This is a genomic window from Delftia tsuruhatensis NBRC 16741, assembly GCF_001571325.1.
Classification (GTDB): domain Bacteria; phylum Pseudomonadota; class Gammaproteobacteria; order Burkholderiales; family Burkholderiaceae_C; genus Comamonas; species Comamonas tsuruhatensis.
Genome location: NZ_BCTO01000038.1, coordinates 48092 through 74074, shown reverse-complemented (window position 1 = coordinate 74074; position 25983 = coordinate 48092). Strand labels below are relative to the sequence as shown.

General features: G+C 62.9%; 23 protein-coding genes. 17 read left to right on the top strand and 6 right to left on the bottom strand.

The features are described from left to right. Nucleotides 1-19: 19 nt before the first annotated feature. From DTS01S_RS19085 to DTS01S_RS29780, 13 genes are all read left to right on the top strand, one after another. On the top strand, nt 20-940 hold the full coding sequence (locus DTS01S_RS19085; protein ID WP_139223871.1) for a phage tail tube protein: 921 nt from the start codon (nt 20-22) through the stop codon (nt 938-940). Nucleotide 941: 1 nt separating this feature from the next. Further along, on the top strand, nt 942-1382 hold the full coding sequence (locus DTS01S_RS19080; RefSeq protein ID WP_139223870.1) for a hypothetical protein: 441 nt from the start codon (nt 942-944) through the stop codon (nt 1380-1382). A 68-nt stretch (nt 1383-1450) separates the two neighbouring features. Continuing rightward, complete coding sequence (locus DTS01S_RS19075; RefSeq protein ID WP_061288434.1) at nt 1451-1795, top strand: DUF1799 domain-containing protein; 345 nt, start codon at nt 1451-1453, stop codon at nt 1793-1795. 2 nt (nt 1796-1797) lie between these two features. Next, a complete protein-coding gene (locus DTS01S_RS19070) occupies nt 1798-6894 on the top strand; it encodes a phage tail length tape measure family protein (RefSeq protein ID WP_061288432.1) in 5097 nt (1698 codons plus the stop codon). After that, on the top strand, nt 6891-7847 hold the full coding sequence (locus DTS01S_RS19065; protein ID WP_061288430.1) for a hypothetical protein: 957 nt from the start codon (nt 6891-6893) through the stop codon (nt 7845-7847). The genes DTS01S_RS19070 and DTS01S_RS19065 overlap by 4 nt, the downstream gene beginning before the upstream one ends. Beyond that, nucleotides 7844-9040 carry a hypothetical protein gene (locus DTS01S_RS19060; RefSeq protein WP_061288429.1) on the top strand — a complete coding sequence of 399 codons (1197 nt, stop codon included), beginning with the start codon at nt 7844-7846 and terminating at the stop codon, nt 9038-9040. Before DTS01S_RS19065 ends, DTS01S_RS19060 begins: the two co-directional genes overlap by 4 nt. After that, a complete protein-coding gene (locus tag DTS01S_RS30575; protein WP_139223869.1) occupies nt 9037-9735 on the top strand; it encodes a hypothetical protein in 699 nt (232 codons plus the stop codon). Before DTS01S_RS19060 ends, DTS01S_RS30575 begins: the two co-directional genes overlap by 4 nt. A 13-nt stretch (nt 9736-9748) precedes the next feature. After that, nucleotides 9749-10288 carry a hypothetical protein gene (locus DTS01S_RS19055; protein ID WP_061288427.1) on the top strand — a complete coding sequence of 180 codons (540 nt, stop codon included), beginning with the start codon at nt 9749-9751 and terminating at the stop codon, nt 10286-10288. A gap of 65 nt (nt 10289-10353) precedes the next feature. Next, nucleotides 10354-10680, top strand: a complete 327-nt coding sequence (locus DTS01S_RS19050; protein WP_139223868.1) for a hypothetical protein — start codon at nt 10354-10356, stop codon at nt 10678-10680. Then, the gene (locus tag DTS01S_RS19045; protein ID WP_061288425.1) at nt 10677-11126 is read left to right on the top strand and encodes a D-Ala-D-Ala carboxypeptidase family metallohydrolase; all 450 of its coding nucleotides are present in this window, start codon (nt 10677-10679) and stop codon (nt 11124-11126) included. The genes DTS01S_RS19050 and DTS01S_RS19045 overlap by 4 nt, the downstream gene beginning before the upstream one ends. Next, entirely contained in the window at nt 11127-11651 is a 525-nt protein-coding gene (locus DTS01S_RS19040) for a DUF2514 family protein (RefSeq protein ID WP_061288423.1), read from the top strand. 247 nt (nt 11652-11898) lie between these two features. Further along, complete coding sequence (locus DTS01S_RS29785) at nt 11899-12891, top strand: reverse transcriptase domain-containing protein (protein ID WP_082774929.1); 993 nt, start codon at nt 11899-11901, stop codon at nt 12889-12891. A gap of 3 nt (nt 12892-12894) precedes the next feature. Then, the gene (locus DTS01S_RS29780; RefSeq protein WP_074931958.1) at nt 12895-14232 is read left to right on the top strand and encodes an AAA family ATPase; all 1338 of its coding nucleotides are present in this window, start codon (nt 12895-12897) and stop codon (nt 14230-14232) included. Nucleotides 14233-14318: 86 nt separating this feature from the next. Here DTS01S_RS29780 and DTS01S_RS19035 read toward each other — a convergent pair whose 3' ends face one another. Further along, nucleotides 14319-15977 (bottom strand): recombinase family protein, encoded by a 1659-nt coding sequence (locus DTS01S_RS19035; protein WP_082774928.1) that lies wholly within the window; start codon nt 15975-15977, stop codon nt 14319-14321. Here DTS01S_RS19035 and rimO point away from each other — a divergent pair. Together rimO and adhP are read left to right on the top strand one after the other, a co-directional pair. Continuing rightward, complete coding sequence (rimO, locus tag DTS01S_RS19030) at nt 15976-17370, top strand: 30S ribosomal protein S12 methylthiotransferase RimO (RefSeq protein ID WP_034399347.1); 1395 nt, start codon at nt 15976-15978, stop codon at nt 17368-17370. The genes DTS01S_RS19035 and rimO overlap by 2 nt on opposite strands. Before the next feature lie 150 nt (nt 17371-17520). Continuing rightward, entirely contained in the window at nt 17521-18549 is a 1029-nt protein-coding gene (gene adhP / locus DTS01S_RS19025; protein ID WP_061288421.1) for an alcohol dehydrogenase AdhP, read from the top strand. 63 nt (nt 18550-18612) lie between these two features. On the opposite strand, the gene DTS01S_RS19020 is transcribed toward adhP, so the two are convergent. From DTS01S_RS19020 to DTS01S_RS19000, 5 genes are all read right to left on the bottom strand, one after another. After that, complete coding sequence (locus DTS01S_RS19020; RefSeq protein ID WP_046983666.1) at nt 18613-20034, bottom strand: MATE family efflux transporter; 1422 nt, start codon at nt 20032-20034, stop codon at nt 18613-18615. 47 nt (nt 20035-20081) lie between these two features. Next, complete coding sequence (locus tag DTS01S_RS19015; protein WP_017406154.1) at nt 20082-20681, bottom strand: DUF2239 family protein; 600 nt, start codon at nt 20679-20681, stop codon at nt 20082-20084. Between the two features lie 153 nt (nt 20682-20834). Continuing rightward, nucleotides 20835-21389 carry an elongation factor P gene (efp, locus tag DTS01S_RS19010; protein WP_016445346.1) on the bottom strand — a complete coding sequence of 185 codons (555 nt, stop codon included), beginning with the start codon at nt 21387-21389 and terminating at the stop codon, nt 20835-20837. A gap of 163 nt (nt 21390-21552) precedes the next feature. After that, complete coding sequence (earP, locus tag DTS01S_RS19005; protein WP_061288419.1) at nt 21553-22686, bottom strand: elongation factor P maturation arginine rhamnosyltransferase EarP; 1134 nt, start codon at nt 22684-22686, stop codon at nt 21553-21555. Between the two features lie 5 nt (nt 22687-22691). Continuing rightward, nucleotides 22692-23576 (bottom strand): LysR family transcriptional regulator, encoded by an 885-nt coding sequence (locus DTS01S_RS19000; RefSeq protein WP_017406152.1) that lies wholly within the window; start codon nt 23574-23576, stop codon nt 22692-22694. Between the two features lie 168 nt (nt 23577-23744). Here DTS01S_RS19000 and DTS01S_RS18995 point away from each other — a divergent pair, with 168 nt between their 5' ends. Next, nucleotides 23745-24962 (top strand): CaiB/BaiF CoA transferase family protein, encoded by a 1218-nt coding sequence (locus tag DTS01S_RS18995; RefSeq protein ID WP_016453012.1) that lies wholly within the window; start codon nt 23745-23747, stop codon nt 24960-24962. After that, nucleotides 24959-25948 carry a hydroxymethylglutaryl-CoA lyase gene (locus tag DTS01S_RS18990; protein ID WP_017406150.1) on the top strand — a complete coding sequence of 330 codons (990 nt, stop codon included), beginning with the start codon at nt 24959-24961 and terminating at the stop codon, nt 25946-25948. Before DTS01S_RS18995 ends, DTS01S_RS18990 begins: the two co-directional genes overlap by 4 nt. The last annotated feature ends 35 nt before the right edge of the window (nt 25949-25983 follow it).

The window sequence follows — 25983 nt, the reverse complement described above, 5'->3', positions numbered from 1 at the left end:
AACCCCCATGGCAAAGTCCATGAAACAGATGCTGCTGCTGGCGATGGTCCAGACGGCGGCGGGCGCAGCAGCCACGCCCACGGCGGCGGCCAATGCCATCCTGTGCCGGGCGCTGATGCCCGAGCCCATCACGGCCGACCAGGTGGCGCGTGATCTGATCCGCCCCTACAAGGGCAACAGCGGCAAGCTCACGGCCGGCGAGCATCGCAAGCTGTCGTGCGAAGTGGAAATCGCCGGCAGCGGCACGCCGGGCGTGGCGCCTGCCTATGGCGACCTGCTGCAGGCCTGCGGCTTCGCGGAGACCGTCACGGCCGGCACCGATGTGCAGTACACGCTGGTGAGCGGCGGTGAGCCGCTGCTGACGCTGTATGGCTATCTGGATGGCACGCTGTTCAAGCTCGTGGACGCCAAGGGTACGGTCAGCTTCGAGCTGAACCCCAAGGGCATTCCCGTCATGAAATTTGAGTTCCTGGGCGCCTACTCCAAGCCGGAAGAGGGCGCCATGCCCACGGGCGTGGATTACTCGAAGTTCATGCAGCCCAAGGTCGTTGGCAAGACCAACACGCCCACGCTCACGATCTTCGGGCACAGCGCCTGCACCAGCGCGTTTTCGGTCAACCTGGCCAATCAGTTGAACTGGCGCGAGCTGATCAACTGCGCAGGCGCCGCCAGCCCCGACCGCCAGCCCACGGGCTCCATCACCATGGAGTTTCCGAAGGTCACGACAAAGGACTGGACCGAGATCGTGCGCAACAGCGAGCGCGGCGCGGCCGTGATCGTCCACGGCGTGGACCCCGGCAACATCGTTGAGGTGCAGATGCCCAACATCCAGCCCGGCCCGTTCACGCTCAGCGATGACCAGGGCGTGGCAATGATGGCCTTGCCCTTCGACCTGGTGCCCATCGTCGGCGATGACGAATTGGTGCTGATCGTGCGCTGACGTGATTTCCCTTCCCCTGCCGCCAGAGGCCGCCTTGTGCGGCCTTTTGCTTTTGGTGCTCGCACGGGCCGCCGTGCGCCGCCGCATCCGCTTCCTTATTCAACAACTCTGGAGTTCATCCATGTTCAATCTCACCCCCTCGGAAACCTTCAAGGAAACCGTAAAGATTCAGGTCAAGACCGAAAGCGGCTCTTGGCGCGAAGAGTCGTTCACGGCTATTTTCCAGCGCTCCGATGAAGAGCGCCGCCAGGAACTGCACAACAAGCCCTTTGCGGAAGTCGTGGACGAATTCCTGGTGGGCTGGGAAATGAAGGATCTGCAGCGCCTGCCGGTCGAGTTCACTCCGGACAACAAGGCCGCGTTCATGCGCCTGCCTGCCGCCGTGCGTGAAACGGCCATCACTTACCTGCGCACCAACGCGGGCGCCAAAGAAAAAAACTGATTGAGGCCGCGCGCTGGTGGGCGGGCATCCGTCCGCTGCCGGTCGATCCCTTCGCGCCGCAGGAATCCATGCTGGATGCCATGCGCGCGATGGGGGCGCCGGCCGGGGACATCGAGCGCGTGGCACAGGCCATTGCCGAGCAGCGCGCAGCCGTCGATCAGTCCCCCGAGGAATTCGGGATCTACCGGGATAACTGGCCCGTTGTCACGGCCTGGCGAGCGCTGGAAACGCAATGGCATTTCGCGGGCATGGATGGCACCCGCATGGGCCTGCACTACGGCTGCGCCTCTGCCTGGCTGGACATGTTCGTGCCCCAGCGGCAGCGCCGCAAGGTCATGGTGGGCCTGATGGTCATGGAGCGCGGCGCGCTCGCGGCCATGAATGAAATCCGAGAACAAAGCAAGGAGGACTAGCAATGTCTGCATTGGGATCGCTGGTCGTCAAGCTCGCGCTGGAGTACGCGCAATTCAGCCAGGGGCTGCAGTCCTCTGAGCAGGACGTGAAGCAGCACGCCAAGCGCGTGCAGGATGCCTATGACAACATGGCCGCTGGCGTGTCGGCCCGCATGGACAGCCTCAAGGGCGCCGTGCTGGGCGCCATCGGTGGTGCCATCAGCGTGGTCGGGATCACCTCGGCCATCGCCAAGATCAAGCAGGAGACCATCGACGCCGAAAAGGAGCAGACCCAGCTCGCGGCTGCGATCAAGTCCACGGGGGGCGCGGCTGGCTGGAGCGTTGAACGGCTCAACGCCATGGCCGACAGCATGGAAAAGACCAGCACTTTCAGTGCCGGTCAGATTAACCAGGCGCAGACCCGCATGCTCAGCTATGCGGGCGTGGTGGGCGATCAGTTCCCGCGTGCCATGCAGGCCGTGATCGACATGTCCGAGCGCATGGGCTACGAGGTCACGGCCTCGGCCGAGACCATCGGCAAGGCGCTGGACGTGCCCAGCGAAGGGCTGACGGCGCTGTCAAAGCAGGGCTTTCGGTTCACCGATGCGCAAAAGGAGCTGGTCAAGCAATTCGAGCGCACGGGCCAGACCGCCAAGGCGCAGGACATCATCCTGCAGGCCCTGGAGTCCAGCTATGGCGGCGCGGCCAAGGCGGCGCGCGACACGCTGGGCGGTTCGCTGACGGCTGTCGGCAACACCATCAACAGCCTCATGACGGCGGACAGCGCGAGCCTGCCAGGCCTGCGCGATAGCGTCGAAGGGCTTAACAGCATGCTCAACAGCGATGACGTGCGCAACGGCTTTCAGACGCTGATCAGCGGGCTGATCGATGTGGGCAGCTTTGCCGCCAGCAGCATGGCCGGCATCGTCAAGCTGGGCCAGGCCGTGGCTGAGCACAAGGGCGAGATTGGTGTGGTGCTGGGCATGATCGCCGGCACGGCCACGGCTGCCGGGGCGCTGCAGGTTGCCAATGCCATCGGCGCCGCTGGCGGCGTCTGGGGGGCATTGACCAAGGTTCGCGGCGCGGTGATCGCGCTGAGCCTGGCCCTTGCGGCGAACCCGGCCACCCTGGTGCTGCTGGGCATTGGTGCGGCCACGGGCGCTGCCATTGCGTCGAACTTGGGCGACCCTGTGGGCGACCGGCTCAGCAAGGAAATTGAGTTCCAGACCGAGCGCCTGGCACAGGCCGAGGCTTTGCTTGCGCGCGCTGGTGGCCCCAAGGGGCAGATGACGGCCAAGCTTGAAGAGCGCATTGCCGGCATCAAGAGCCATCTGGATGTCTTGCGAACTGCCGCCGGCGCTGCAAAGCCAGCTGTTGAGGAGGTGGCTAATCAGGTTGCCGGTGTGGCAGCTGCCGCCAACAGCACGCAGATCCCGCTGGGCCAGTCCGAAGACTGGATCAAGAAATACGGCACGGCGGCGCAGAAAGCCGCGCTGGAAGTCGAGGAATGGAAACGCAAGCTCGGCTCTGCATTCACGCCCGAGATGCAGCGCCAGGTGGAAGAGACCTATGCCAAGCAGGATGCGGGGGCCAAGGCCAGCGCTCAGTCGGCCAAGCAGCTGCAAACCAGCTACGACAACCTGCTGCAGTCCATCGCAGAGAAGACGGCAGAGCAGCGACAGGAATTGTCCAGCGGCCAAGCTCTGGCCGAGTCCGACAAGATCCGCATCAAGTTCAATGAGGATCTGAAAGACAGCCTTAAGGGCCTGACAGCTGCCCAGCGCGCCAACGTGCTGGCCAAGATCGATACGCTGGCGGCGCTGGAGAAGGAAAACGAGGCCGCGAAGAAGGCAAAGAAGGCCGCCGAGGAAGAGCGCAAGTACCGCCAGGAATGGCTTGGCGTACAGGCCAAGACGGTCGAAGAGCTGGAGGCCGGCAACAAGTCCCTGCGCGAAGAGATTGAGCTGATCGGCCTGAGTGCGGACCAGCAGCGGGCGGTCCTTGAGCTGCGGCAACTGGCTGTGATCCTGTCCAAGGAACAGCAGCTGGCTGAGATGGAGCGTGCTGCTGCCTTGACCGGCACCATGACGGCCGAGCATGCGCTGCTGCAGCAGGAAATCGCCCTGCTGCGCGAGCGCTTGGCGCTGACCTCCCAGAAGGACGGGAAAGAGGCCGCTGCCAAGGCCTCGGCCGCCAGCGTGACCGAATGGCAAAAGGGCGTTGACCAGATCGGCCAAAGCCTCACGGACCAGCTGATGGCTGGAGGGCGGTCGTTCGGCGACTACCTCAAGAACCTGGCGCGGACGTTGATCCTGCGGCCGCTCATCATGCCGATGGTGCAGCCTGTGGCCGCCTATGCGGCGAACATGCTGGGCCTGTCTGATGGCGGTGGTACGCAGGGCAATGCCCTGGCTGGCGTCAAAAGCGTGACGGATATCTGGTCTTCGTTCTCGGGCGGCAGCTCGGGAGTGGTCGCATCGGGCGTGATCGGTCTGGGCAAGCTCATGGGCAGCAGCTTTCTGGGTGAGCTGGGCGCGGGCATCGCTGCAGGCGGGCAGCTTGGAATCGGTGGTGTGGCTTCCCTGTGGGGATCTGCCAGCGGCACGACTGCGGCCGGCATGGGTTTGGGCGCTGCCATTCCCTACATCGGCGTTGCGATTGCGATTTTCTCGCTGCTCAAGAGCGGCCTGTTTGGTTCCCGTGGCCCCAACCACTCGGGCGGTGTCTATTCGACCAGGACGGACGACTGGGACGACGCCACAAAGCAGGCGCTGGGCCAGGATGCGTGGGGCAATGCGCTGGGCGACTTCACCAAGCGCGGCAACAAGGAACTGGGCGAGCAGCTGGGCACCACGGTGAAAGCCTTGGCCGAGGTCTACAAGTCCCTGTCCAAGTACGCGAGCGGCAACGTGCGCGAGGTGGACATTGCCGCAGGCTTTGCGACGAACCCGAAGTATGGCGATGAGGACGCGCACGGCTATTTCCAGATCATCGACAAGGTGACGGGCGAAGTGCTCAAGTCGTACAAAAACCGCGACTTGGGCAACGACCCGGAAAAGGCCTTCACGCAGTTCGTCGCCGACATGGGCGGCGCGCTGGTGGGTGAGCTGAAAAAGGCTGACCTGCCGACATGGATGCGCGATGTCTTTGATGAGCTGGGCGACGACATCACGCTGGAAAGCTTCAATGCGATGCTGCAAAAGGTCCAGCTCACGGCCACGGCGGTGGAGGGGTGGACAAACAACATCGTCAACTTCGGCGAGATGGGCGACAAGGCGATTGCCAAGCTCATCAAGGACATGGGGGGCATCGAGAACGCGATAGCGGGCATCGACGCCTTCTATGCCGGCTTCTACACCGAAAGCGAACGGGTCGAGAACGCCGCGAAGGTGCTGGACAAGTCGCTGAAGGATCTGAAGCTGGAGATTGACCCGCGCCAGGGCCAGGCCGCAAAAGAGCAGTTCCGCAAGCTGATCGAAGCGGCGATGGCCGCCGGCGATGTCGAACTGCTCGCCAAGCTGCTGCCCATGGCACAGATGTTCGGCGAGGTGGCCGATGCTGCTGGCCGCGTGCTGGATGGCCTGAAGGAGGACCGCTCCAAGCTGGAGGCCGAATATCTGCGCGCAACGGGCCAGACGGACAAGTACCGCGAGGCCCTGCGCAAGCTGGCGACCGAAGGAATGACTGAGGCCGAGCGCGCCGCGTGGGACTACAACGAGGCGCTGCGTGCCGAGATCGCAGCACGCGACAAGCAGACGGATCTGGAGCGGCAGTTGCTGGAGCTTTCCGGCGACACGGCCGAGCTGCGCCGGCGCGAGCTGGCCGCGCTGGACCCGAGCAACCGCGCGCTGCAGCAGCGGATATGGGCGATTGAGGACGAGCGCGAGGCCGTGACAGCGGCCCACGATCTGTTCCGGCGCGCGTACCAACGCGACCGCGATGCGCTGCAGGACCAGGCGGCAACGCTGCAAAGCACCATCAGTGCGATCAGCTCGGCCGTGGGCATGCTCAACAGCACGGCCAATGATTTGTGGGGCAGCGTGGACAGCACGCGGCAATTGCTGGCAGCGCAGGGGATGGTCTACATCGAGCGCGCGCTGGCGGGCATGCGTGCCGGGGCTTCGGTCACGGACTATGCAGGCCTGCAGGACGCCATCGGTGCAGCGCGCAATGGCATCACCAGCGGGGAGTACACCAGCGAGTTTGAACGCCGGCGCGACACCAAGGTGCTGGCGGGTCAACTGGCCGAGATGGGCGAGATTGCCGGCATACAGCTGTCGTTTGAAGAGCGGCAACTGAAGGCGGTGCAGACCCAGATCGAGCAGCTGGATGCCCTGGCCAATACCGCTGACGAGCTCGTCAACGGCACAGCTGCGCTCAGCGACACGGTGCGCGGGTACTTCGACAAGCTGCTGGCGGCGCTTGGCACGACAAAGCCGAGCACGCCGGGCAAGCAGCCTGGCAAGGACGACGGCGGCGCAGTGTGGGGGCCTGGAGGTGGCGGCACCGATCCCGTGGACTCAAAGTATTCGCGGCCGCGCATTGATGGCTCTGGCGGCACTTGGTATGAGCCTGTCGTGGACGCCGGGACTGTCGGCAAGCTGGATGGCTTGTTTGACAAGTACCACGCCTATGACGGCACGGGCGACCTCAACAGTCTCATGCAGACCATGCGGGACGCCGGCGCCACGCTCCAAGACCTGGAGGCCTTGAGCGGGTTCTACGCGCGCGATTGGGCCGAGGTCGAAAAGATCACCGGCATCAAGTTGCCCGCCTTCGATATCGGCACCAACTACGTTCCGTTCGACATGCCGGCCATCGTGCATGCGGGCGAGCGCATCGTGCCTGCGGCCGACAACCGCAGGCTGATGGCTGCGCTGGATGGTGCTGGCGGCCCTGCAGGCGGGGCAGTGCTGGAGGTGCTGCAGGCGGTGCGCGAAGGGATCGATGCCCTGCGCGAAGCGGCCGAAGCAACCGCAGGACACACGAGCGTGCTGCCCGATTACACGGACCAGCGCGACCGCGTGAGCGGCGGCGGAAATGCGGACTACGTGGTGATTGCCAATGTGGAAGAGGTGGCCGAAGGGCTGGCGAAGGTATTGGAGAAAGGAACGGCATGAACATACTTTTGCCCATCACGATCACGGAAGCCATGATTGCGGCCGGGACCACCATCCCGGCCGTCGATGCGGGCATGGGGGAGGTGGCGTGGGTGGCCGGCGACTATGCGCTGGGCGCCCGGCTCACCTACAAAGGGTGGACCTGGCAGTGCACCAAAGCCATTGCCGGTGCCCCCGTCAATGCCTACACGCCCGACGATCCGCGCGCATCGCAGCACTGGGAAAAGGATGAGACCTCTCCCACGAATCGAATGGCGCCGTTTGACGAATATGTCTTCACGGCAGCGAAGCAACGCGGGGGCCTCAAGTATGTCTTGACGCCCCCGTTTTTCAATGGGGTGGCGATGTACGGGGTGGAGGCGGACCAGACCGATATCAAGGTCTATGAGCCAGGTGCTGCACCTGGTGCGCCGCCCATTCACTCGCATGGGCAAACCATGTGGGAACAGGCGTTTGGCGAGTGGGAATACCTGTTCGGCAATCTCGACAAGACCAACAAATACACGGGCTCGGGTTATCCAATCCGGCCCGTGTCTTCGTTGGAAATCACGCTGAGCCGCAGCGATCCGCAGGCCATGGCCGAGCTGGGCTATCTCAGCATCGGCCAATGGCAGCAGCTTCTTGCGCCGCTGTCGGACAAGGGCGGCACGGAGTTTGGCGCGGAGGTTTCGCCCAAACGCTATGGCCTCTGGAAAGCCAATGGCGACGGCACCTACCTGCGGCAAAAAGGCCGCGTGGCCAAGCTCATCACCGCATCGGTGCTGATCAATGCCAAGGACGCCCCGCGTGTCTCGCGGCTGCTGGAAAAGATCATCGATATCCCCGTGGCTGTCGAGGCCAGCGATCTGCCGCAGTACGGCCATATCTCAACAGTCGGTTTTGTTACCGGCACGGTGCGCGCTGAGCGCGCCACTTACGCAAGAGTCAATATCAAAGTAGAGGGCAACGTATGAGCCTGATCCCTGAAATTCCGGCGGCACCATTCGTGCCGCTCTATCCGGCCCTGGGGAGCCTGAATTTCAACCAGGAGGCCTATGCCTATGGCACGGCCATGCCTGGCGTGACGACGCGGCTGCGGGAGATTGCGGCTGCTTGCCGTGAGTGTGCCCTTGCTGCCCGTGAAGATGCGATGTCGGCAGAGGCCTCGCGCATGCAGTCAGCGCAGCAGGCTGACCAGGCCATGAGCTATCGCAACCAGGCAGCGAACTCGGCGACCGCTGCAGCTGGCAGCGCGGCCACGGCGAGCACTCACGCGAGCAACGCCGTGGGGGCTTACACGCAGATGCAGGCCCTGTATCTGGGGGCGAAGACCTCCAACCCTATCAAGGACAACCAAGGCAATGCGCTGCAGCTCGGTGCCTGGTACACCTATGTGGGCACTGACCCGGCTCTCAAGGGGGTGTGGCTATGGTGGGACGGCACAGGCTGGAATCCCGGGATCGGGCCTGTGATCGGCACGCTGATGCCTAAATCTGGTGGCAAGTTCACGGGGTACGCATCCGGCCCTGCGGGTGCCAAGGGCGAGGAGTTTCCGCAGGCCCAGGAAGTGCTGCCACGCAAGGTGGTCAATCTTGCAACGGCTACTGCCGACCTGAACCTGTTGCCGCATGAAGTGATGTTTGCGGATGGCGCCGACTTGTCGAACAGGCCGGCTTCTGGCGATACATGGCACTACTTCTTTCAGATTCCGCACTCTTCACCGGGCTACAAGCTGCAGATATCTGCGGGGCTCACGGCGAACACACCTCTGTTTTTCCGCCGGCAGGTAAACGGCCAGTGGAACACCCCAGGTGGCTGGCGGCGCTTGCTTGACGCCATGGATTGCACGCCCGATGTCAAAGCCGAAGCCATCGCGTCTAGCGTGACGGACTGGGAAATCAATGCGGGCGCTGGTGCGATCCAGCAAGTCTACATATCAGGTCCGATTAAGTTCTGGATGGCTCCACATCGCAGGCCTTCGGAAACTGTGATCCTGAAAGTCCAGTTCCTTGGCGCCCCCCACGCAATCGCTTTTGACGCTGCCGTCATCCAGCCAAAAACGCCTATCCCTCCCTACGCTGCTAATGATGTGCTGACCATGTTGTTTATGCACCGGGTGGGCACAAGCCGGTACGACCTCTACTACTGCGGAGTTAACCTGCCGTGATCCATCTGTACTTGCTGGCTGCGGCGGCACGAACGGCCGTCGTCAACATCAATGCACACGCATGGAAGCCCAATGTGCTCGCGCTCGCGCAAGCGGCCGGCTGGCGCCTTGGGATGATGCTTGAGGTGAATGTGGCGGCGGGTGTCAACGTCTGCAATCTTGTCTTCACCGGGCTCCCGCATGACATCGCCACGCTGACAAATCGCGGGGATATCGGTGGGGAGCGCAATAGTGGCACAGGCCTCAAAACTGACGTACGCATTCGCGTCAACAACCTCAATCGAATTTTTGGAGGTGGCGGCGGTGGAGGCAGTGGCGGCGGCGCGTCGGGCAGCTACAGCACCGCGAGGCTCTTTGGCTACGGCGGTGCGCCAGGCGACGGGGCTGGTTTCTACCAAGCCGGTAGCTCCTTTGTGCTGGGCACAGCGCAAAGCGGTAGCTGGGGCGGGTACGAGGCATACAGCGGGGCTTTGTTCGGTGGGGACTCCATGCCTTGGGTTTCTGGTGGAGGTGGCGGCAACGGCGGAGCGCTGGGACAGTCCGGCAGCTATGGAGGACCTGGCAGCTATGGCGGCTCCATCTGGAGTCCTGCTGCAGACAACGGATGGGAGGGCGGCCGGGCGGGCTATGCGGTAGAGGGCAATGCCCTTATTACCTGGATAGCTCAAGGAACGATCACTGGCCCCCGTATCTGAAGGGCATCAATCTATGAACTACATCGACAAAGAAACAGACGCATGGCCGCTGACGGTAGAGGCCATCGCGCAAGCGCATCCCGAATGGGCCAACCCTTGGCTGCTGCCGCGCTATTCCTCTATCACTGAGGCGCAAGCTCCTGACTACGACAGGCTCACGCACAAGCTGGTCCGCAAAACGGTGCTTGATGTGATGGACGGAGAGCATGTGTGGGACTGGGAGACTGTGCTGCTGGATGCTCAAGAACTGGCCGACGTGCAAGCCCAGGAGCAGGCCCGCAGGCAGGCGCAGTTGGAGGCCATCCGCCTCGCGCGGCGCGTAACGAAGCGCCAGGCCCTGCTTGCGCTGTGGGACCTGTGCGGAATCAAGGAGGCCGATCTGCTGGCCGTCATTGATGCAGAGCAAGACGAGAACGCACGCTACAGGACACAAATCGACTGGCAGGGTGCCGCATACATCGAGCACGACAGTCCCACGGTGCTGATGCTCGCACAGGCACTCAATATCACTCAACGGCTCGGCGAGCTATTCGACTACGCGGCTGCCCAGTAGCAGTGTGCAGCGCGATCCCATCACAACCCGCCTCGGCGGGTTTTTTCATGCCCGGAGGAGGGCACATGGACAACAACTGGTTCGATCAACTTCTACCCAAAGTGCCGGGGATTCTCGGCAGTGCAGGAGCGCTTATGTGGATGCAAGGTACATGGCCCCGTAAGGGTGCAATGTTGGTGCTCGGGATAGCGGCGAGCAACTACGGTACGCCTGACTTCGTGGTGGCGACAGGCCTTTCCGAGGGGCTGGCCGGCTTCGTCGTCGGCATGTTCTCGATGACTGCGGCCGACTGGGTGTTCCGGGCGTGGGATCAGTTCGCACTCGGGCCGCTGCTCAATGAGTGGGTGCGTAAGCGCCTGGGTCTGCCGCCAAAGGATGGGGGTGCTGTATGACTCCCCATTTCAGCTTGGCCGAACTCACTGCCAGCGCCACGGCACAGCGCCTGGGACTGGACAACATGCCAACGCCCGAGGCTCTGCAGCGCCTGGCACTCACGGCCGCGATGCTGGAGCGCGTACGTGCGCACCTGGGCGTTCCCATCATCGTGACCAGCGGCTATCGCTCGCGCGCCGTCAATGCGGCCGTGGGCGGTGTCACCAGCAGCGATCACGCCATCGGCGCGGCCGCTGACATCGTGGCACCCAGCTACGGAGCGCCGTATGCCGTCGCCAAGGCCCTGGCCCCGCATGTCAACGCGCTGGGCATCGGGCAAATCATCTATGAGTCCGTGGGGGGCAAGCGCTGGGTGCACTTGTCCACGCGCACGCCGGACAAGCCCGTCAACCGCGTGATCACCGTCAGCGGAAAAAACACCCTAATGGGCATTCAGGAGGTCTAGATGCTGACCCTCCTTAAATCCCGCGCCTGGCAGCTCCTGGTCCTGGTGCTGGCCGCACTGCTGCTGTGGCAAGGCCTGGCGCACCAAGTTGCACTGCGTGCGGCCGACAAGGCCCGCGCCGACCTGGCGACCGAGCGCGCGGCTGCAGCTGCAGCGGCCGCTGAAACCTCCGAGCGATATCGAAAACTGGAAGGGACCTACCGTGAAAACCTCGACGCCATCACCCGCGAGGCGGGCCAGGCACAAGCTCGTGCTGCTGCCGATGCTGACGCTGCCCGCGCTGCTGCTGGCCGGCTGCGCGGCGACCTCGCCGACTACATCACCGCCCATCGTGCGGCCGCCAATGCTCGCGCCTCTGCCGGACAGTGCGCGCCAGACACCGGCGCCCTCGATCTGCTCGCCGAGCTGCAGCGCCGCGCTGACGAGCGAGCGGGAGCGCTGGCGCGCATTGCTGACAACGCCCGTGCCCGGGGCGGTGCCTGCGAGCGTGCCTTTGATGCCGGCATCGGGATGCAATCTTCCTAACCACAAGGCGTCACCAATCAAAAGCAGCAGAGCCTGCTCCGGTAAGCGAGCGCGTTCAGCGCAGCGGTGATGTAAGGCGGGAGAAGGGGGGCGCGGGTCTGAGTGGACTCTACAGCTTGTGTGGCGTACTGAACAGTACGCCACACAAGTAGATCAGACGGCCTAGAGGTCAACTTTAGTCAGTGACTAGCGACCGGAGATGCTCCTGGTCGTTGACATGGGTATAGTGTACAAAAAATTTCTTGCTATGTCTACCCAACCTACTCCTCAATTTTCGATCAAGAAGCAGCGCATCGATGTCCTGTTTGAAGCTATGTTCCATGGGAAATGGAGCTTTGGGGATTTTGTTAGTGCGTCGGTACAAACAAACACTATTTCCAAGTCTTTTACTCACGGTGGAAGAACTCGGAATCTACTGGTGCCTAGCGAAAAACTTAAGAGCTTTCATGAGTTTTTGAGATTGTTTTTGTTGGATTTTCTTCCGTTCAATGAAGATGTAGTCTTTTCATACCGAAAAGGCATGAGTGCTTACGACGCAGTTATAAAGCATGCGGCAAGCAAGTCCTTCTTTGTTTGTGACATTGCAAATTTTTTCCCGAGTATTAAACGTGACCGTATAAGAACTGCTCTGCTTAGAGCAAAGGAATGTTGTCCTATCGAGGACCTGGAATCCGTTATTGAAAGAATTTTAGATCTTGTTTGCACTGATTCCGGTTTGCCGCAGGGATTTTCAACTTCTCCGGTAATTAGTAATTCAGTGCTATTGGATTTCGATAATGCCTTTCATGCGTATGCTCTCGGTGAGGGCTTGGAGTTTACGCGATATTCGGATGACATAATAATTTCTTCAAGAAATTCTGAAGCGATTCAGGGGATTGAAGCCATTGTGAGTCATTGTCTTCACGATACTATGGGGGGTGATTTTTCTTTGCATTATGGAAAATCTAGGCTTCTGCATAGTGGTGTAAAGATCAAGCTGCTTGGTATGGTGTTATTGCCGAATGGAAAAGTGTCGGTGGATGCAAATGTGAAAGATGAAATAGAAGTATTGATTCATTTTTATTTGCATGACAGAAGCAAGTTCGCTGATAAGGTTGATGGTGACACGCGAAAAGCAGAGGCACGACTCTCTGGTCTTATTAATTACGTGAATACAATTGATCAATCATATCTTGATAAGCTTCGGAGAAAATTTGGCGTGACAGTTGTTGATTATTTTCTGCATCGCTCTTTTTCTTAAGTCATGATATTCCGCGTTGAAATTGAAAATATTCATCCAATCTCAAAATTGACATTTGAGTTGGATCTCACTCAACATAAAATTCATTGTCTTGTAGGGAGAAATGGAGCGGGCAAAACAACGTTGGCCAAAGCTATTATGAATCTGTCGCAGGCAGATACCTTTGTAAAGACTTCTTCTAACGGGGTTTTCAATCCTTTAAGCACTATTCGTTATACCCTTGGGGAGGAGGTGCATGTATTTGCGTATGACTCTGATCTTCGGTCTATATCTACAAAAAAGCCTATACCGGAATATCATAAAAAAATCGCCACCGTTGAAATGCCTGCTCCCCATGGGCAAAGGTTTACTTTCTTTCGAACCTTAGCGGAGCAAGATGGGGAGATCCGGCGATCTATCATAATTGGTAGATATAAAAAGCCAAAGGAATTGATTGATTTTCTGACTGCAATTTACCAAGATCAGAGGTTCGAGGATCTCGTTGAAGTCGAATTTCGTAGAGGGGTGTGCTGTTGTATAGTTTATGAGGATAAGCGCTATCTTCGTGAAGATTATTTCAGTTCTGGAGAGTATTTTCTAATAAGTCTTTATCGGAAAATTGCGCAAAGAAAGCAGCTTGTTGTTATTGATGAAATTGATATCTCATTAGATTCAAGTACGCAGGCAAGGCTCGCTGAGGAGTTGCGAAAAATCTGCGATCGATATAAGTCATCAGTGGTTTTTAGCAGTCATTCACTGGCGCTTATGCAAACTCTTATGCCCGGGGAAATCCGGTACTTTGAGCGCGATAGAATAGCAGGAAATACGACTCTGTCAGATATGTCGTTTAACGGTGTGAAGAGCCTGATGTTTGGTTTTGAAGGTTATGACCGTTATATTCTGACTGAAGACGAGAGGTTGGAGCAATTCGTTAAGTATGTTGTAAATCGCTACTGCACACCCACTTTTTACTCTTACCAAGTTATTTGTGCGGGTGGCCATGGTTACGTGACATCACTTATGAAACTCAATCATCAGTACAAATTCTATGGGGCCAAAGAAAATGTCATCTGCATTCTAGATGGAGATCAGGCAGGGCGCCCGAATCGGGAGCACGTGCACTGTCTTCCTATTGAAAACGTTGAGAATGCTCTATGGTCTCTTTATAAACGGGAAGATTTCCCTTATAAATTTGAAGGTGGTGATACCCTTCTTCCTAAGCCCCTGTATGGTCAGCTTACAAGGATAAGGAAAATTCTATCCTCGGAGGAGGTCTGTAAACTACTTTGTGATCACCATGAGGAAATAATGCAAAAATTTTCAAGAACGCTGTCTGCTTTTCTTTGTCGTAGTAATGATTAGTTTGTTTGAAATTTTATTTTTTTGTTAATTGGTATGGTTTATTAAAATATTTCAGTGTGTTTTTTTAATTTAAGAGCTAAGCGGTATCAGCATCCAGCAACTTGTGGTATGGAGGATTGCTCGCCCGCAAGCCAGTTGCCTTGTCTGTCTAACGTCAGCAGTCGGGCGCTCCCGCCACGTGCGATCAACACTAAGTCAATCTTGTAGTCGCGTTCAGAGGCATTGGGGTCGGGATTGACGCCCCGGGCGTACACCACGATGCGCTCAAAAGTGTCCGCAACGAGTTGGCGGGCCCGCAGTCTGGGCTCGATCTCCTGTGCCTCCACGCCAGCGGCCAGCGCGCGCCAGGCGGCATCGGCGCCAGTGATGTCTGTGCGCGCCGCGCTGGCCAGATCCAGTTCAGCCGCCTGCAGCCTGGCTTGAGCTGCGGTTAGCTCGACCTCCAGCTGGCGAGCGCGCCGAGCGAAGACTGCCGGCGTGCCCTCGTCGGCGCTGGCCAGCATCGCATCTGTGAGCTTGTCGAGCTGGGCGCTGATCTTGTCCACCTCCTGACGTGCCGCGGCCACCTGGGCGCGGGGCGCCTGGCTGCGGTCTGCCCCGTACAGCGCCTGCAGGTTCACGATGTCGCTGCAGTAGGACATGATCGCGCGCTCCACGGGTGCCACACTGGTGCTCCCAGACACGGGGCAGCCCCCGCCGTAAGCGGCGGTCGAGGCGCAGAGCAGGCGCCTATTCCCGTCCCGCAGTCGGCCATCTGGCAGGCGATTTTTGGTCGCCAGGTGCTGGCCGGACATCGGTCGACCGCAGTATCCGCAGATGGTGATACCCAGTCCCGTGATGACATGCGGCAGATCCCCCTTGACGCGCCTGCGGCCGCTCTGCGCTGCGACACGTTGTAGCTCGGTCCACTCGTCTGCACTCAGTAGGGCGGGGTAGTAGCCGCGCAATTGGTACTCCTCGCCATCGATGGCGACGGGCTTGATGCCGGCCAGTTGGGGCATCTTCAACAGGCGGTAGATCTGCGGCGTCCTATTCTCGGCCGATGTGCTGTAGAGCTTCAGTCCCTCGGCATCGAGGCGCTGCACGATGCCCTTGCCCCCATGGCCTTGGACATACAGCTGAACGGCCCGGCGCACGGCGGCTGCGCGGTCGGCGTCGATCTCCCACCCGCTCTCCACCTCCTTGACCCATTCGGGGTCATGTCCCTGGCGCACATGCCCCCGATACGTGCCGTTCTGCCACCCCTCGCACAAACGCCTGATGCTGGCCTTTACGCGCTTGCTCTTCGTGTCGCTTTCTTCGTGCGCGCGGATCATCACCAGTAGGCTGTAGACCAGATCCATGGGGTTTTCTTTGAGCCGTGTGCGGCTGTAGGCCTTTCCGTCGCTCGCTGTGACCACGGTGATGCCCGCATTTACAATCTGGGCCAGTTGCGCCTGAGCCTGGATGGGCTCTGCGCGAGAGAGGCGGTCCAGCCCCTCCACGATCAGCACAGATCCATGCGGTACACGTCCGTCCTCCACGGCCCGCAGGAACACCCCGAGCGCACCACTTTTTATGTGCTGCTGGTGGTAAGCGCTTAGGCCCTCGTCGCGGAGGGTCAGGCTGCTGTCAAGCTGCAGGCCGTGCTCTGAGGCCCATTTTTCCGCGTATGCCAGCTGCCTGTCCGTGCTGCTCCCCGTTGACTGCTTGGGGTCCGAGAACCGCAGGTAGCTATAGACAAGACCTTTAGAAGTTTTTCCCATGAATGAAACTGCTGTCAAAGTGGATCGGCTGCCCCGTATAGGTATGGTATCCCTCGGGTGCCCCAAGGCACTCACGGACTCCGAACTCATCCTTACCCAGCTCAGCGCCGAGGGCTACCAGACCTCCAAGACCTTCGAGGGCGCTGACCTGGTGATCGTCAACACCTGCGGCTTCATCGATGACGCCGTGCGCGAGAGCCTGGACACCATTGGCGAGGCGCTGGCCGAGAACGGCAAGGTCATCGTCACCGGCTGCCTGGGCGCCAAGGCGGGCAAGGATGGCGGCAACCTGATCCAGGAAGTGCACCCCAGCGTGCTGGCCGTGACCGGTCCGCACGCCACGCAGGAGGTGATGAATGCCGTCCACACCCATCTGCCCAAGCCGCACGATCCCTTCATCGACCTGGTGCCGGGCGCCTTTGGCGAGGCGGGCATCAAGCTCACGCCCAGGCACTACGCCTATCTGAAGATTTCCGAGGGCTGCAACCACCGCTGCACCTTCTGCATCATCCCTTCCATGCGCGGCGATCTGGTTTCGCGTCCGGTGGGCGATGTGCTCAAGGAGGCGCGCGCGCTGTTCGAGGGCGGCGTCAAGGAGCTGCTGGTGATCAGCCAGGACACCTCGGCCTATGGCGTAGACGTGAAGTACCGCACGGGCTTCTGGGACGGCAAGCCGGTGAAGACACGCATGCTCGAACTGGTGCAGACGCTGGCCGAGATCGCCGAGCCCTATGGCGCCTGGGTGCGCCTGCACTATGTCTACCCGTACCCCAGCGTGGACGAGATCATTCCGTTCATGGCCACGGGCCGCGTGCTTCCCTATCTGGACGTGCCCTTCCAGCACAGCCATCCTGATGTCTTGAAGCGCATGAAGCGCCCCGCCAACGGCGAGAGGAACCTGGAGCGCCTGCAGCGCTGGCGCGAGATCTGCCCGGATCTGGTGATCCGCTCCACCTTCATCGCCGGCTTCCCCGGCGAGACCGAGCAGGAGTTCGAGCACCTGCTGCAGTTCCTGCGCGAGGCGCAGATCGACCGCGCGGGCTGCTTTGCCTACAGCCCGGTCGAAGGCGCTGCCGCCAACGAGATTCCCGGCATGCTGCCCCACGAAGTGCGTGAGGAGCGCCGCGCGCGCTTCATGGCCGTGGCCGAGGAGGTTTCCACTGCGCGCCTGCAAAAGCGCGTGGGCCAGACCATGCAGGTGCTGGTGGACAAGTCCGTGGGCCTGGGCAAGAAGGGCGGCGTGGGCCGCAGCTATGCCGATGCCCCCGAGATCGACGGCCTGGTGCACCTGCTGCCGCCCGAGAAGGCCAGCAAGACCTACAAGGTGGGCGACTTCGTCAAGGCGCGCATCGTGGGCACGCAGGGCCACGACCTGGTGGGCCAGCCCGTGTAAGGCCTGCATTCGCATCCCTGAAAAGCGGGCAAGGTTTTCCTTGCCCGCTTTTTTTGTCCTTGATGGTTCAAGGCCTGATTTTGATCAAGGCGTTCAGGTCGCTTCGCTGATATGCTGTACCTACTTTGACGCAAAGAAAGGATGGCGCGAATGAACAGGACCATGAAGGCCGCCGTGGTGCGGGAGTTTGGCAAGCCGCTCACCATCGAGGAAGTCCCGGTGCCCAGGCCCGATCCCGGCCATGTGCTGGTGAAGATCGAGGCCTGCGGCGTCTGCCATACCGATTTGCACGCGGCGCAGGGCGACTGGCCCGCCAAGCCCAATCCGCCCTTCATTCCCGGCCACGAAGGCGTGGGCTACGTGGCCGCCGTGGGCGCGGGCGTCACCCACGTGAAGGAGGGCGACCGCGTGGGCATTCCGTGGCTGTACACGGCCTGCGGCCATTGCGAGCATTGCCTGGGTGGCTGGGAGACGCTGTGCGAGCAGCAAAAGAACACCGGCTACTCCGTCAACGGCGGCTTTGCGCAGTACGCGCTGGCCGATGCCAATTTCGTGGGCCTGCTGCCCGGCAGCGTGGACCTGATCGAGATCGCGCCCGTGCTGTGCGCGGGCGTCACGGTCTACAAGGGCCTGAAGGTCACCGACACCAAGCCCGGCAACTGGGTGGTGATCTCGGGCATCGGCGGCCTGGGCCACATGGCCGTGCAATATGCCAAGGCCATGGGCCTGAACGTGGCGGCGGTGGACGTGGATGACGACAAGCTGGCGCTGGCACGGCGCCTGGGCGCACAGGTCACGGTCAATGCCATGACCACGGACCCTGCGGCCTACCTGAAAAAGGAGATCGGCGGCGCGCACGGCGCCCTGGTCACGGCGGTCTCGCCCAAGGCCTTCGAGCAGGCGCTGGGCATGGTGCGGCGCGGCGGCACGGTATCGCTCAACGGCCTGCCGCCCGGCAGCTTCCCGCTGCCCATCTTCAACATGGTGCTCAGCGGCGTGACGGTGCGCGGCTCCATCGTGGGCACGCGGCTGGACCTGCAGGAGTCGCTGGATTTCGCGGCCATGGGCAAGGTCAAGGCCACCGTGTCCACCGACCGGCTGGAGAACATCAACGACATCTTCGCGCGCATGCATCAAGGCAAGATCGAAGGGCGCGTGGTGCTGGACCTGAACGCCTGACGCTTTGCCCACCCCCAAAAAAACAGGCTTCCCTCGGGAAGCCTGTTTTGCATGGCGCACGCCTTACACCATGCGGCGGATCGGGCGCTTCTTCCACACCAGCTTGTAGTAGGCGGTCTGCAGGCACAGCGTCAGGGTGTAGGACAGCGGAAAGGCCATCCAGATTCCCATCAGCCCGAAGCTGCGGCTCAGCCACCATGCCATGGGCAGCTCCAGCACGGCGAGCACCGTGATGGTGATGGCCGTGGGAATGACCACATCGCCGCTGGCACGCATGATGGACGACAGGGCAATGAAGCAGCCCAGCAGCAGGCCGCTCCACAGCACGATGTACAGCAGCTCGATGGCCAGCACCAGCACCTGCTCGTCGGTGATGAACATGCCCAGCAGCGGCCGCGCGAACAGGCTGCCGATCAGGGCCAGGGCGGCACCCAGCACCAGGTTCATGCGTATGGCCGTGGCCGTGATGGCGCCCAGGCGCTCGCTGCGGCCAGCGCCGATGGCCTGGGCGCCGAGGATGGAGGCCGTGATGGCCACCGAAATGACCGGGAACTGCGCAAACGAGTTGATCTGGTTGACCGCACCATAGGCTGCCGTGGCGCTGGAGCCGAAGCCGTTGACCAGCGACACGACGACCAGCCCGGCCATGGACGAGGCGATCATCTGCACGCCCGTGGGAATGCCCACGCGCAGGATGCTCTTGAGCAGGGTCCGGTCAATGCGCATGGCTTTCCACAACGCGGCATTGGGCGCCAGCGGGCTGGCTATGCGGCGCAGCCGCCAGCCCAGCCAGGCCAGGGCCAGGGTGAAGCCCAGGATCATGGACACGCCCGCGCTGGCCACGCCCAGGCGCGGCAGGCCGCCCCAGCCCGCAATCAGCGCCGGCGTGCAGACCAGGCCCGTGCCGGTGGAGATCAGCAGGGCCAGCATGGGCGAGACCGTGTCGCCCACGCCGCGCAGCAGCGAGGTGGCCAGCAGGAACACGAACAGCCCCGGCATGCCCAGCAGCACGATGCGCGAATACAGCGTGGCCTGCTCCATGATGTCGGGCGGCGTGCCCAGCAGACGCATCAGCGGCTCGGTGAACAGTCCGCCGAACAGGGCCACGACGGCGCCGAACAGCAGCCCTATGCACATGGCCGTGCCTGCGATGGCGCGCAGCTTGTCGTGCATGCGCGCACCGTAGGCCTGGCCTATCAGCACCGAGGAGCCTGCGCCCAGGCCGATCACGAAGGCGATGAAGAGAAACATCACCGGAAAAAAGGCCGCGACGGCCGCCAGGGCCTGCACGCCCAGCATCTGGCCGATGAAGACGCTGTTGATGGTGCCCGACAGCGACTGCAGGATATTGGCCAGGACCATGGGGCCCAGGAACACCAGGAAGGTGCGCCACAGCGGCTGGGTGCCGTGGGCGATGGGCGGCCCGGCGGGGCTGGATGCGGCAGGCGCAGCAGCCTGGGGCAGAGGTTCGTTAGGTTTCGTCATGTTGTGTCTGTTAATGCGACGAGAAAATGCAATGGAAGGCGGGGGCTTCAGTCCTGCGCTGGCGATGGCGGCGAGGACCAGGCAGCGCTGCTCAGTTGCTGCAGATAGCTTCGCACATCCTCGGGCCAGGTGGCGGTGTGCCTTGCAAAGGCGTCGGCCTGGTGTGCAAAGAGGGCGCGGCTGGCGTCCTCGAAATGGGGCAGGTCGCCCGCCATCTCGCTCATGAATCGGTAGGCGGCCTCGGTGGCGGCGCGCACGGCATCCTGTGCGGCATGCTTGCCACGCGCCTCGTCCACCAGTCTGCGCAGTGCGCCGGAGGCGCCGCCGGGCTGGCGGTTCAGCCATTCCCAGTGCCGTGGCAGCAAGGTGACTTCGCGTGCCACCACGCCCAGCTTGGGGCGGCCCACGCTGCGCGGTGCGGCGGCTTGTCCGGGTGCGGGCGATGCGGCCAGTTCGCTGCGCCAGTCCAGGTCCAGCCGCATGCCGCTGTGGTCGTCGAAAACCCACAGCGGCGGCGCCGATCCGCTGCCTTGCGGCTGCTGTTCATGGCTTTGCAGGAACTGCAGGACGGCAGGCCTGTCCCCCTGCAGCAGGCGGCCATGGCCCTGGAAGATGGTGTAGCTGGGTGCGGGCTCGGCGCCCGCCATGCAAGAGTCGGTAGTCATGTGCTGGATATTAGCCGGGTAAAATATGCAAGTCAATTAAACCCGGGTAAATATCTGCATGGATGCCGCGCGCCCAAAGAAAAAGCCCCTGGCAGAGACTGCCAGGGGCTTCGCAGAGGGAACTGCAAGCGTTGTTTAGACGCGCTTGCGGTACTCGCCCGTGCGGGTATCGATTTCGATCTTGTCGCCCTGGCTCACGAACAGGGGCACGGGCACTTCGAAGCCGGTGGCGATCTTGGCGGGCTTGAGCACCTTGCCCGATGTGTCGCCCTTGACGGCGGGTTCGGTCCAGGTGATTTCGCGTTCCACGGACGTGGGCAGTTCGCAGGAGATGGCCTTGCCGTCGTAGAACACGACTTCGGCCTGCATGCCGTCTTCCAGGTAGTTGATGGCGTCGCCCATGTTGGCGGCTTCCACTTCGTACTGGTTGTATTCGGCATCCATCCAGACGTACATCGGATCGGCGAAGTAGGAGTAGGTGCACTCCTTCTTGTCCAGGATCACGTTGTCGATCTTGTCGTCGGCCTTGAACACGACTTCGGTGCCCATGTTCGACAGCAGGGCCTTGAGCTTCATGCGCACGGTGGCGGCGCCGCGGCCACCGCGAGCGTATTCGGTCTTCAGGACGATCATCGGGTCCTTGCCGTGCATGATCACGTTGCCGGCGCGGATTTCTTGAGCGATTTTCATAGCTTGCTTGGCTGAGGTTGAAGCCGCTCAACAGGGCAGGCAAGCGAAGTCGCTGGGACGGTGCGCCTGCCGCAGTTCCGCGGCGGGTGCAACCCTGGTTGGTCGATGGCGGCCGGCTGGCGGTCGCCCGCAACGGCGCCTCCAGGGAGGCAAAACGTGCATTCTAGCTTTTTTCGGTCACGAAAGCTTGCAGCTGCTCAATCAATGGGGTCTGTTGCAGCAGCCGCGCGCGCGCGGCCAGTGCGCAGTCCTGCCATTGCCGCAGCAGCGCAGGCGTGATCGCGGGCAGGGTGCTTGCCGGCGTCATGCCGTTCCAGGCATGGTGGAAGGCGCGCAGGCTGGCCGGCGCCTGCAGCCAGTCCAGGAAGGCGTCTAGCTTGTCGTGGTGGGCGTCGTCGTGCTGGGGATAGATGTGCCAGACCAGGGGCTGGCCGGCCCACAGCGCACGTATCAGCGAATCCTCGCCGCGCACCAGGTTCAGGTCGCAGGCCCAGAGCATCTCGTCGAACTGCGGCTGGGGGCAAGGCTGCAGCGCATGCCGGGTCACCGAACCGTGGTCTGCGGCGGTCACGCCGGCCATGGCCTGCTGCACCGCGGCTGCCGCGCGCCCGGGCGTCACCAGCAGATGCGTGGCCTGTGGTGCGGGCGGCGCAGCATGCAGCTGGCACAGCCAGTGCGGCAGGGCAGGGGGCTCGTAGCAGAACAGCGAGATGGCGCAATCGCCGGTGCCTATGCCGTGGCGTGTGCGCCAGGCCTGCCGGCCCTCGGAAGCAAAAGTCGCCTGGCGCGCGGCCAGGTCCGGCTCGCGCAGCAGGCCGCCCGTGGCGGCCGTGAAGCCCGGGTAGAAGAACCAGCGCGTCAACCCCGCAGCCGGCCCCGACATCAGCGGCGAGGGCAGGCGGTGGCAGCGCTCCACATAGTCCTCGGCCGACAGGTACTCCAGGTTGATCCACAGCGGCGCGCGGCGCGCGATGGCCGCCAGAAAGGGCGGCGGAATCTCGCAGCCGAAGGCCTCGATGACCACATCACCCACGGCCTGCGGAATGTCCTGCGCCTGCGTGGGCCAGCCGTGCGCGCTGAGTCCGGCCGGGTGCGGCCGGGGCGCCATCCAGGTCAGGGCGCTGGCGTCGTCCATCCACAGCCGCACGCGCTGGCCGCGTGAGGCCAGGTCGGCAGCCGCGCGCCAGCACACGCCGATGTCGCCGAAGTTGTCTATGACCTGGCAGAAGATGTCCCAGGTCCGTGCAGCGGCCTGTTCTGGCAGAGGGGCCGGGGGGATGGGGTTGAAGGCAAGCATCGGAATCAGGGTTCGCACAGGTGTTCGACCAGCAACTGCGCCACGGGCGGCAGGGCCTCCTGCGAGCGCACGCACAGCATCAGCTGGCGCTCGGCCCAGGGCTCGTCCAGCGCAATGCAGCGCAGCGGCAGGGCACCCAGGTACAGGCGGGCACTGCCTTCGGGCAGGATGCCGACGCCCAGGCCCGAGGCCACCATCAGGCACAGCGCGTCATAGCCCGTGACCTTCATGCGCAGCCGGGGCTGCAGGCCCAGGTCGGCCGCGGCGCGCGTGATCTGGTGGTTGAGCGCGCTGCCGGCGTGCATGCCCACCAGGTCATGGTCCAGCACCTGGGCCAGCCGCAGCGAGCGCCGGCGCGCCAGCGCATGGCCCTGGGGGACGATGACGATGAGGCGATCGCGCCGGTACGGGCGCAGGCGGATCTTCTCGCCGTAGCTGCCCTGGTTGAGGATGCCGATATCGGCCTCGTTGTCGGCCACGGCGCGCGCGATGTCGCTGCTCACCCGCTCCTGCAGGCGCACGTCCACATGCGGGTGCTGGTCCAGGAAGCGCTGCAGCTGGGAGGGCAGGAACTGGGTGATGGCCGAGATGTTGGCCATCACGCGCACATGGCCGCGCAGGCCGCTGCCGTACTCGCGCATCTGCTCGCCGATGCCGTCCAGGTCATTGAGCACGCCGCGCGCCATGTTCAGCAGTGCATAGGCGGCGGCCGTGGGTACGCTGCCGCGGTTGCTGCGGGTGAACAGCTCCACCTGCAGCTGGCTCTCCAGCTCGGCCAGCCGCCGGCTGGCGGCCGAGGGGGCGATGTGTTCACGTGCGGCGGCGCGGGCGATGGCGCTTTCCTCCATCACGGCCACGAACAGGCGCAGCGAAATCGGGTCGAGTTTCATGGGGTGGCGATTATCGCCCGGCCCCGCCCGACCGGGTTCTGCCATGCCGGTTTGCGATGGCAGCGTCGCGCTTGAGCGTTTTGCGGCCGTCGCGGACGGCGGCAAGATCGGCGCCGCGGCAATGCCATCGGAGGCCGGCCGCAGGAGACAAAGAGGAAGCGCTAACCCATGACACAACAGACAAGGCAGGCCCCCACACCCGGCGCGCTCAGCGGCGTGCGCGTGGTCGAGATGGGGCAATTGATCGCCGGGCCGTTCTGCGGCAAGACGCTGGGCGAATTCGGCGCCGACGTGGTCAAGATCGAGGCGCCGGGCGCGGGCGATCCGCTGCGCAACTGGCGCCTGATCAAGAACGGCACCTCGGTCTGGTGGCAGGTGCAGTCGCGCAACAAGCGTTCGGTGGCGCTGGACCTGCGCCAGCAGGAGGGCCAGGACATCGCGCGGCGCCTGATCGCCGAGGCCGATGTGCTGGTGGAGAACTTCCGTCCCGGCACGCTGGAGGGCTGGGGCATGTCGCCCGAGCAGCTGCATGCGCTCAACCCCGGGCTGGTCATCCTGCGCATCTCGGGCTACGGCCAGACCGGCCCCTACCGCGACCTGCCGGGCTTTGGCGTGATCGGCGAGGCCATGGGCGGCCTGCGCCACCTGACGGCCGAGCCGGGCCGGGTGCCGGTGCGCGTGGGCGTCTCGATTGGCGACACGCTGGCCGCGCTGCATGGCGTGATCGGCGTGATGATGGCCCTGTACCACCGCAAGGTGAACGGCGGTGCCGGCCAGGTCATCGACGTGGCGCTGCATGAGGCCGTGTTCAACGTCATGGAAAGCCTGCTGCCCGAATACAGCGCCTTCGGCGCCGTGCGGGAGGCCGCAGGCAGCGCGCTGCCGGGCATCGCGCCGTCCAACGCCTATCCCTGCCAGGACGGCTGGGTGCTGGTGGCCGGCAATGGCGACTCCATCTTCAAGCGCCTGATGGCCACCATCGGCCGCCAGGACCTGGCTGACGATCCGCAACTGGCCGACAACGCGGGCCGCGTGGCGCGCATTGCCGAGATCGATGCCGTCATCGGCGGCTGGACGCGCACGCAGAGCGTGCAGGCCGTGATGGACCAGCTGGCCGCCGCACGCGTGCCGGCCGGCAAGGTCTACACCGCCAAGGACATTGCCGAGGACCCGCACTACCGCGCCCGCGACATGATCCTCAGCCAGCACACGCGCGACGGCGACGACATCGAGGTGCCGGGCATCGTGCCCAAGCTCTCGCTCACGCCGGGCACGGTGCGCACCAGCGCCCCCCATGTGGGCGACGACACCGACGCGGTGCTGGCCGAGGCCGGCCTCACGGCCGAACAGATTGCGCTGCTGCGCAGCAAGGGAGTGATCCAATGAACGCCGTCCACACCACGGATGTCTGGCAGGGCGCGGGCCGCCGCGTTTTCTTCAACGAGGTCGGCACGCGCGACGGGCTGCAGATGGAGCAGGCCTTTGTCCCCACCGAGGACAAGATCGCCCTGGTCAATGCGCTGTCGCAGGCCGGCCTGTCCAAGATCGAGGTCACGGCCTTTGTCTCGCCCACGGCCATTCCCGCACTGCGCGATGGCGAAATCGTCATGCGCGAGATCGAACGCCGCCCCGGCACCGTCTACACCGCCCTGGTGCCCAATGCGCGGGGCGCCGAGCGCGCCATCGAGGCGCGCACGGACGAACTCAACCTCGTCATGTCGGTCAGCGAGACCCACAACCTGTGCAACCTGCGCATGCAGCGCAGCCAGTCGTTCGCGGCGCTGGCCCAGGTCGTGGCCACGGCGCAGCAGGCGGGCGTGCCCGTCAATGTCTCGCTGTCGTGCTGCTTTGGCTGCCCCATGGAGGGCGATGTGCCGCAGCAGGAAGTCTTCGGCTGGGTGCAGCGCTTTGCCGATCTGGGCGTGCAGGGCATCACGCTGTGCGACACCACGGGCATGGCCTTCCCGACCCAGGTGCGCGCCATGGTGGCCGCCTTCCGGCAGCGCTGGCCGCAGCTGGGCATGACCCTGCATTTCCACAACACGCGCGGCATGGCGCTGGCCAATGTGCTGGCCTCCATCGAGGCGGGCGGCGACCGCTTCGATGCCTCCATCGGCGGCCTGGGCGGCTGCCCCTATGCGCCGGGCGCCTCGGGCAATGCCTGCACGGAGGACATCGTCCACGCGCTGCAGCTCATGGGCTACGACACCGGCGTGGACCTGGCGCAGATCGTCGCGGCCGCGCGCAGCCTGCCCGCGCTGATCGGCCATGACACGGCCAGCCAGATCGCCAAGGCCGGCGCGCGGCTGGACCTGCACCAGCCACCAGCCGACTTTGCAGCCATCCGCGAACGGGCTTTGGCCAAGGGCTGAGGCCGGCGCGCATTCTCATTCACAAGAACCGAGCA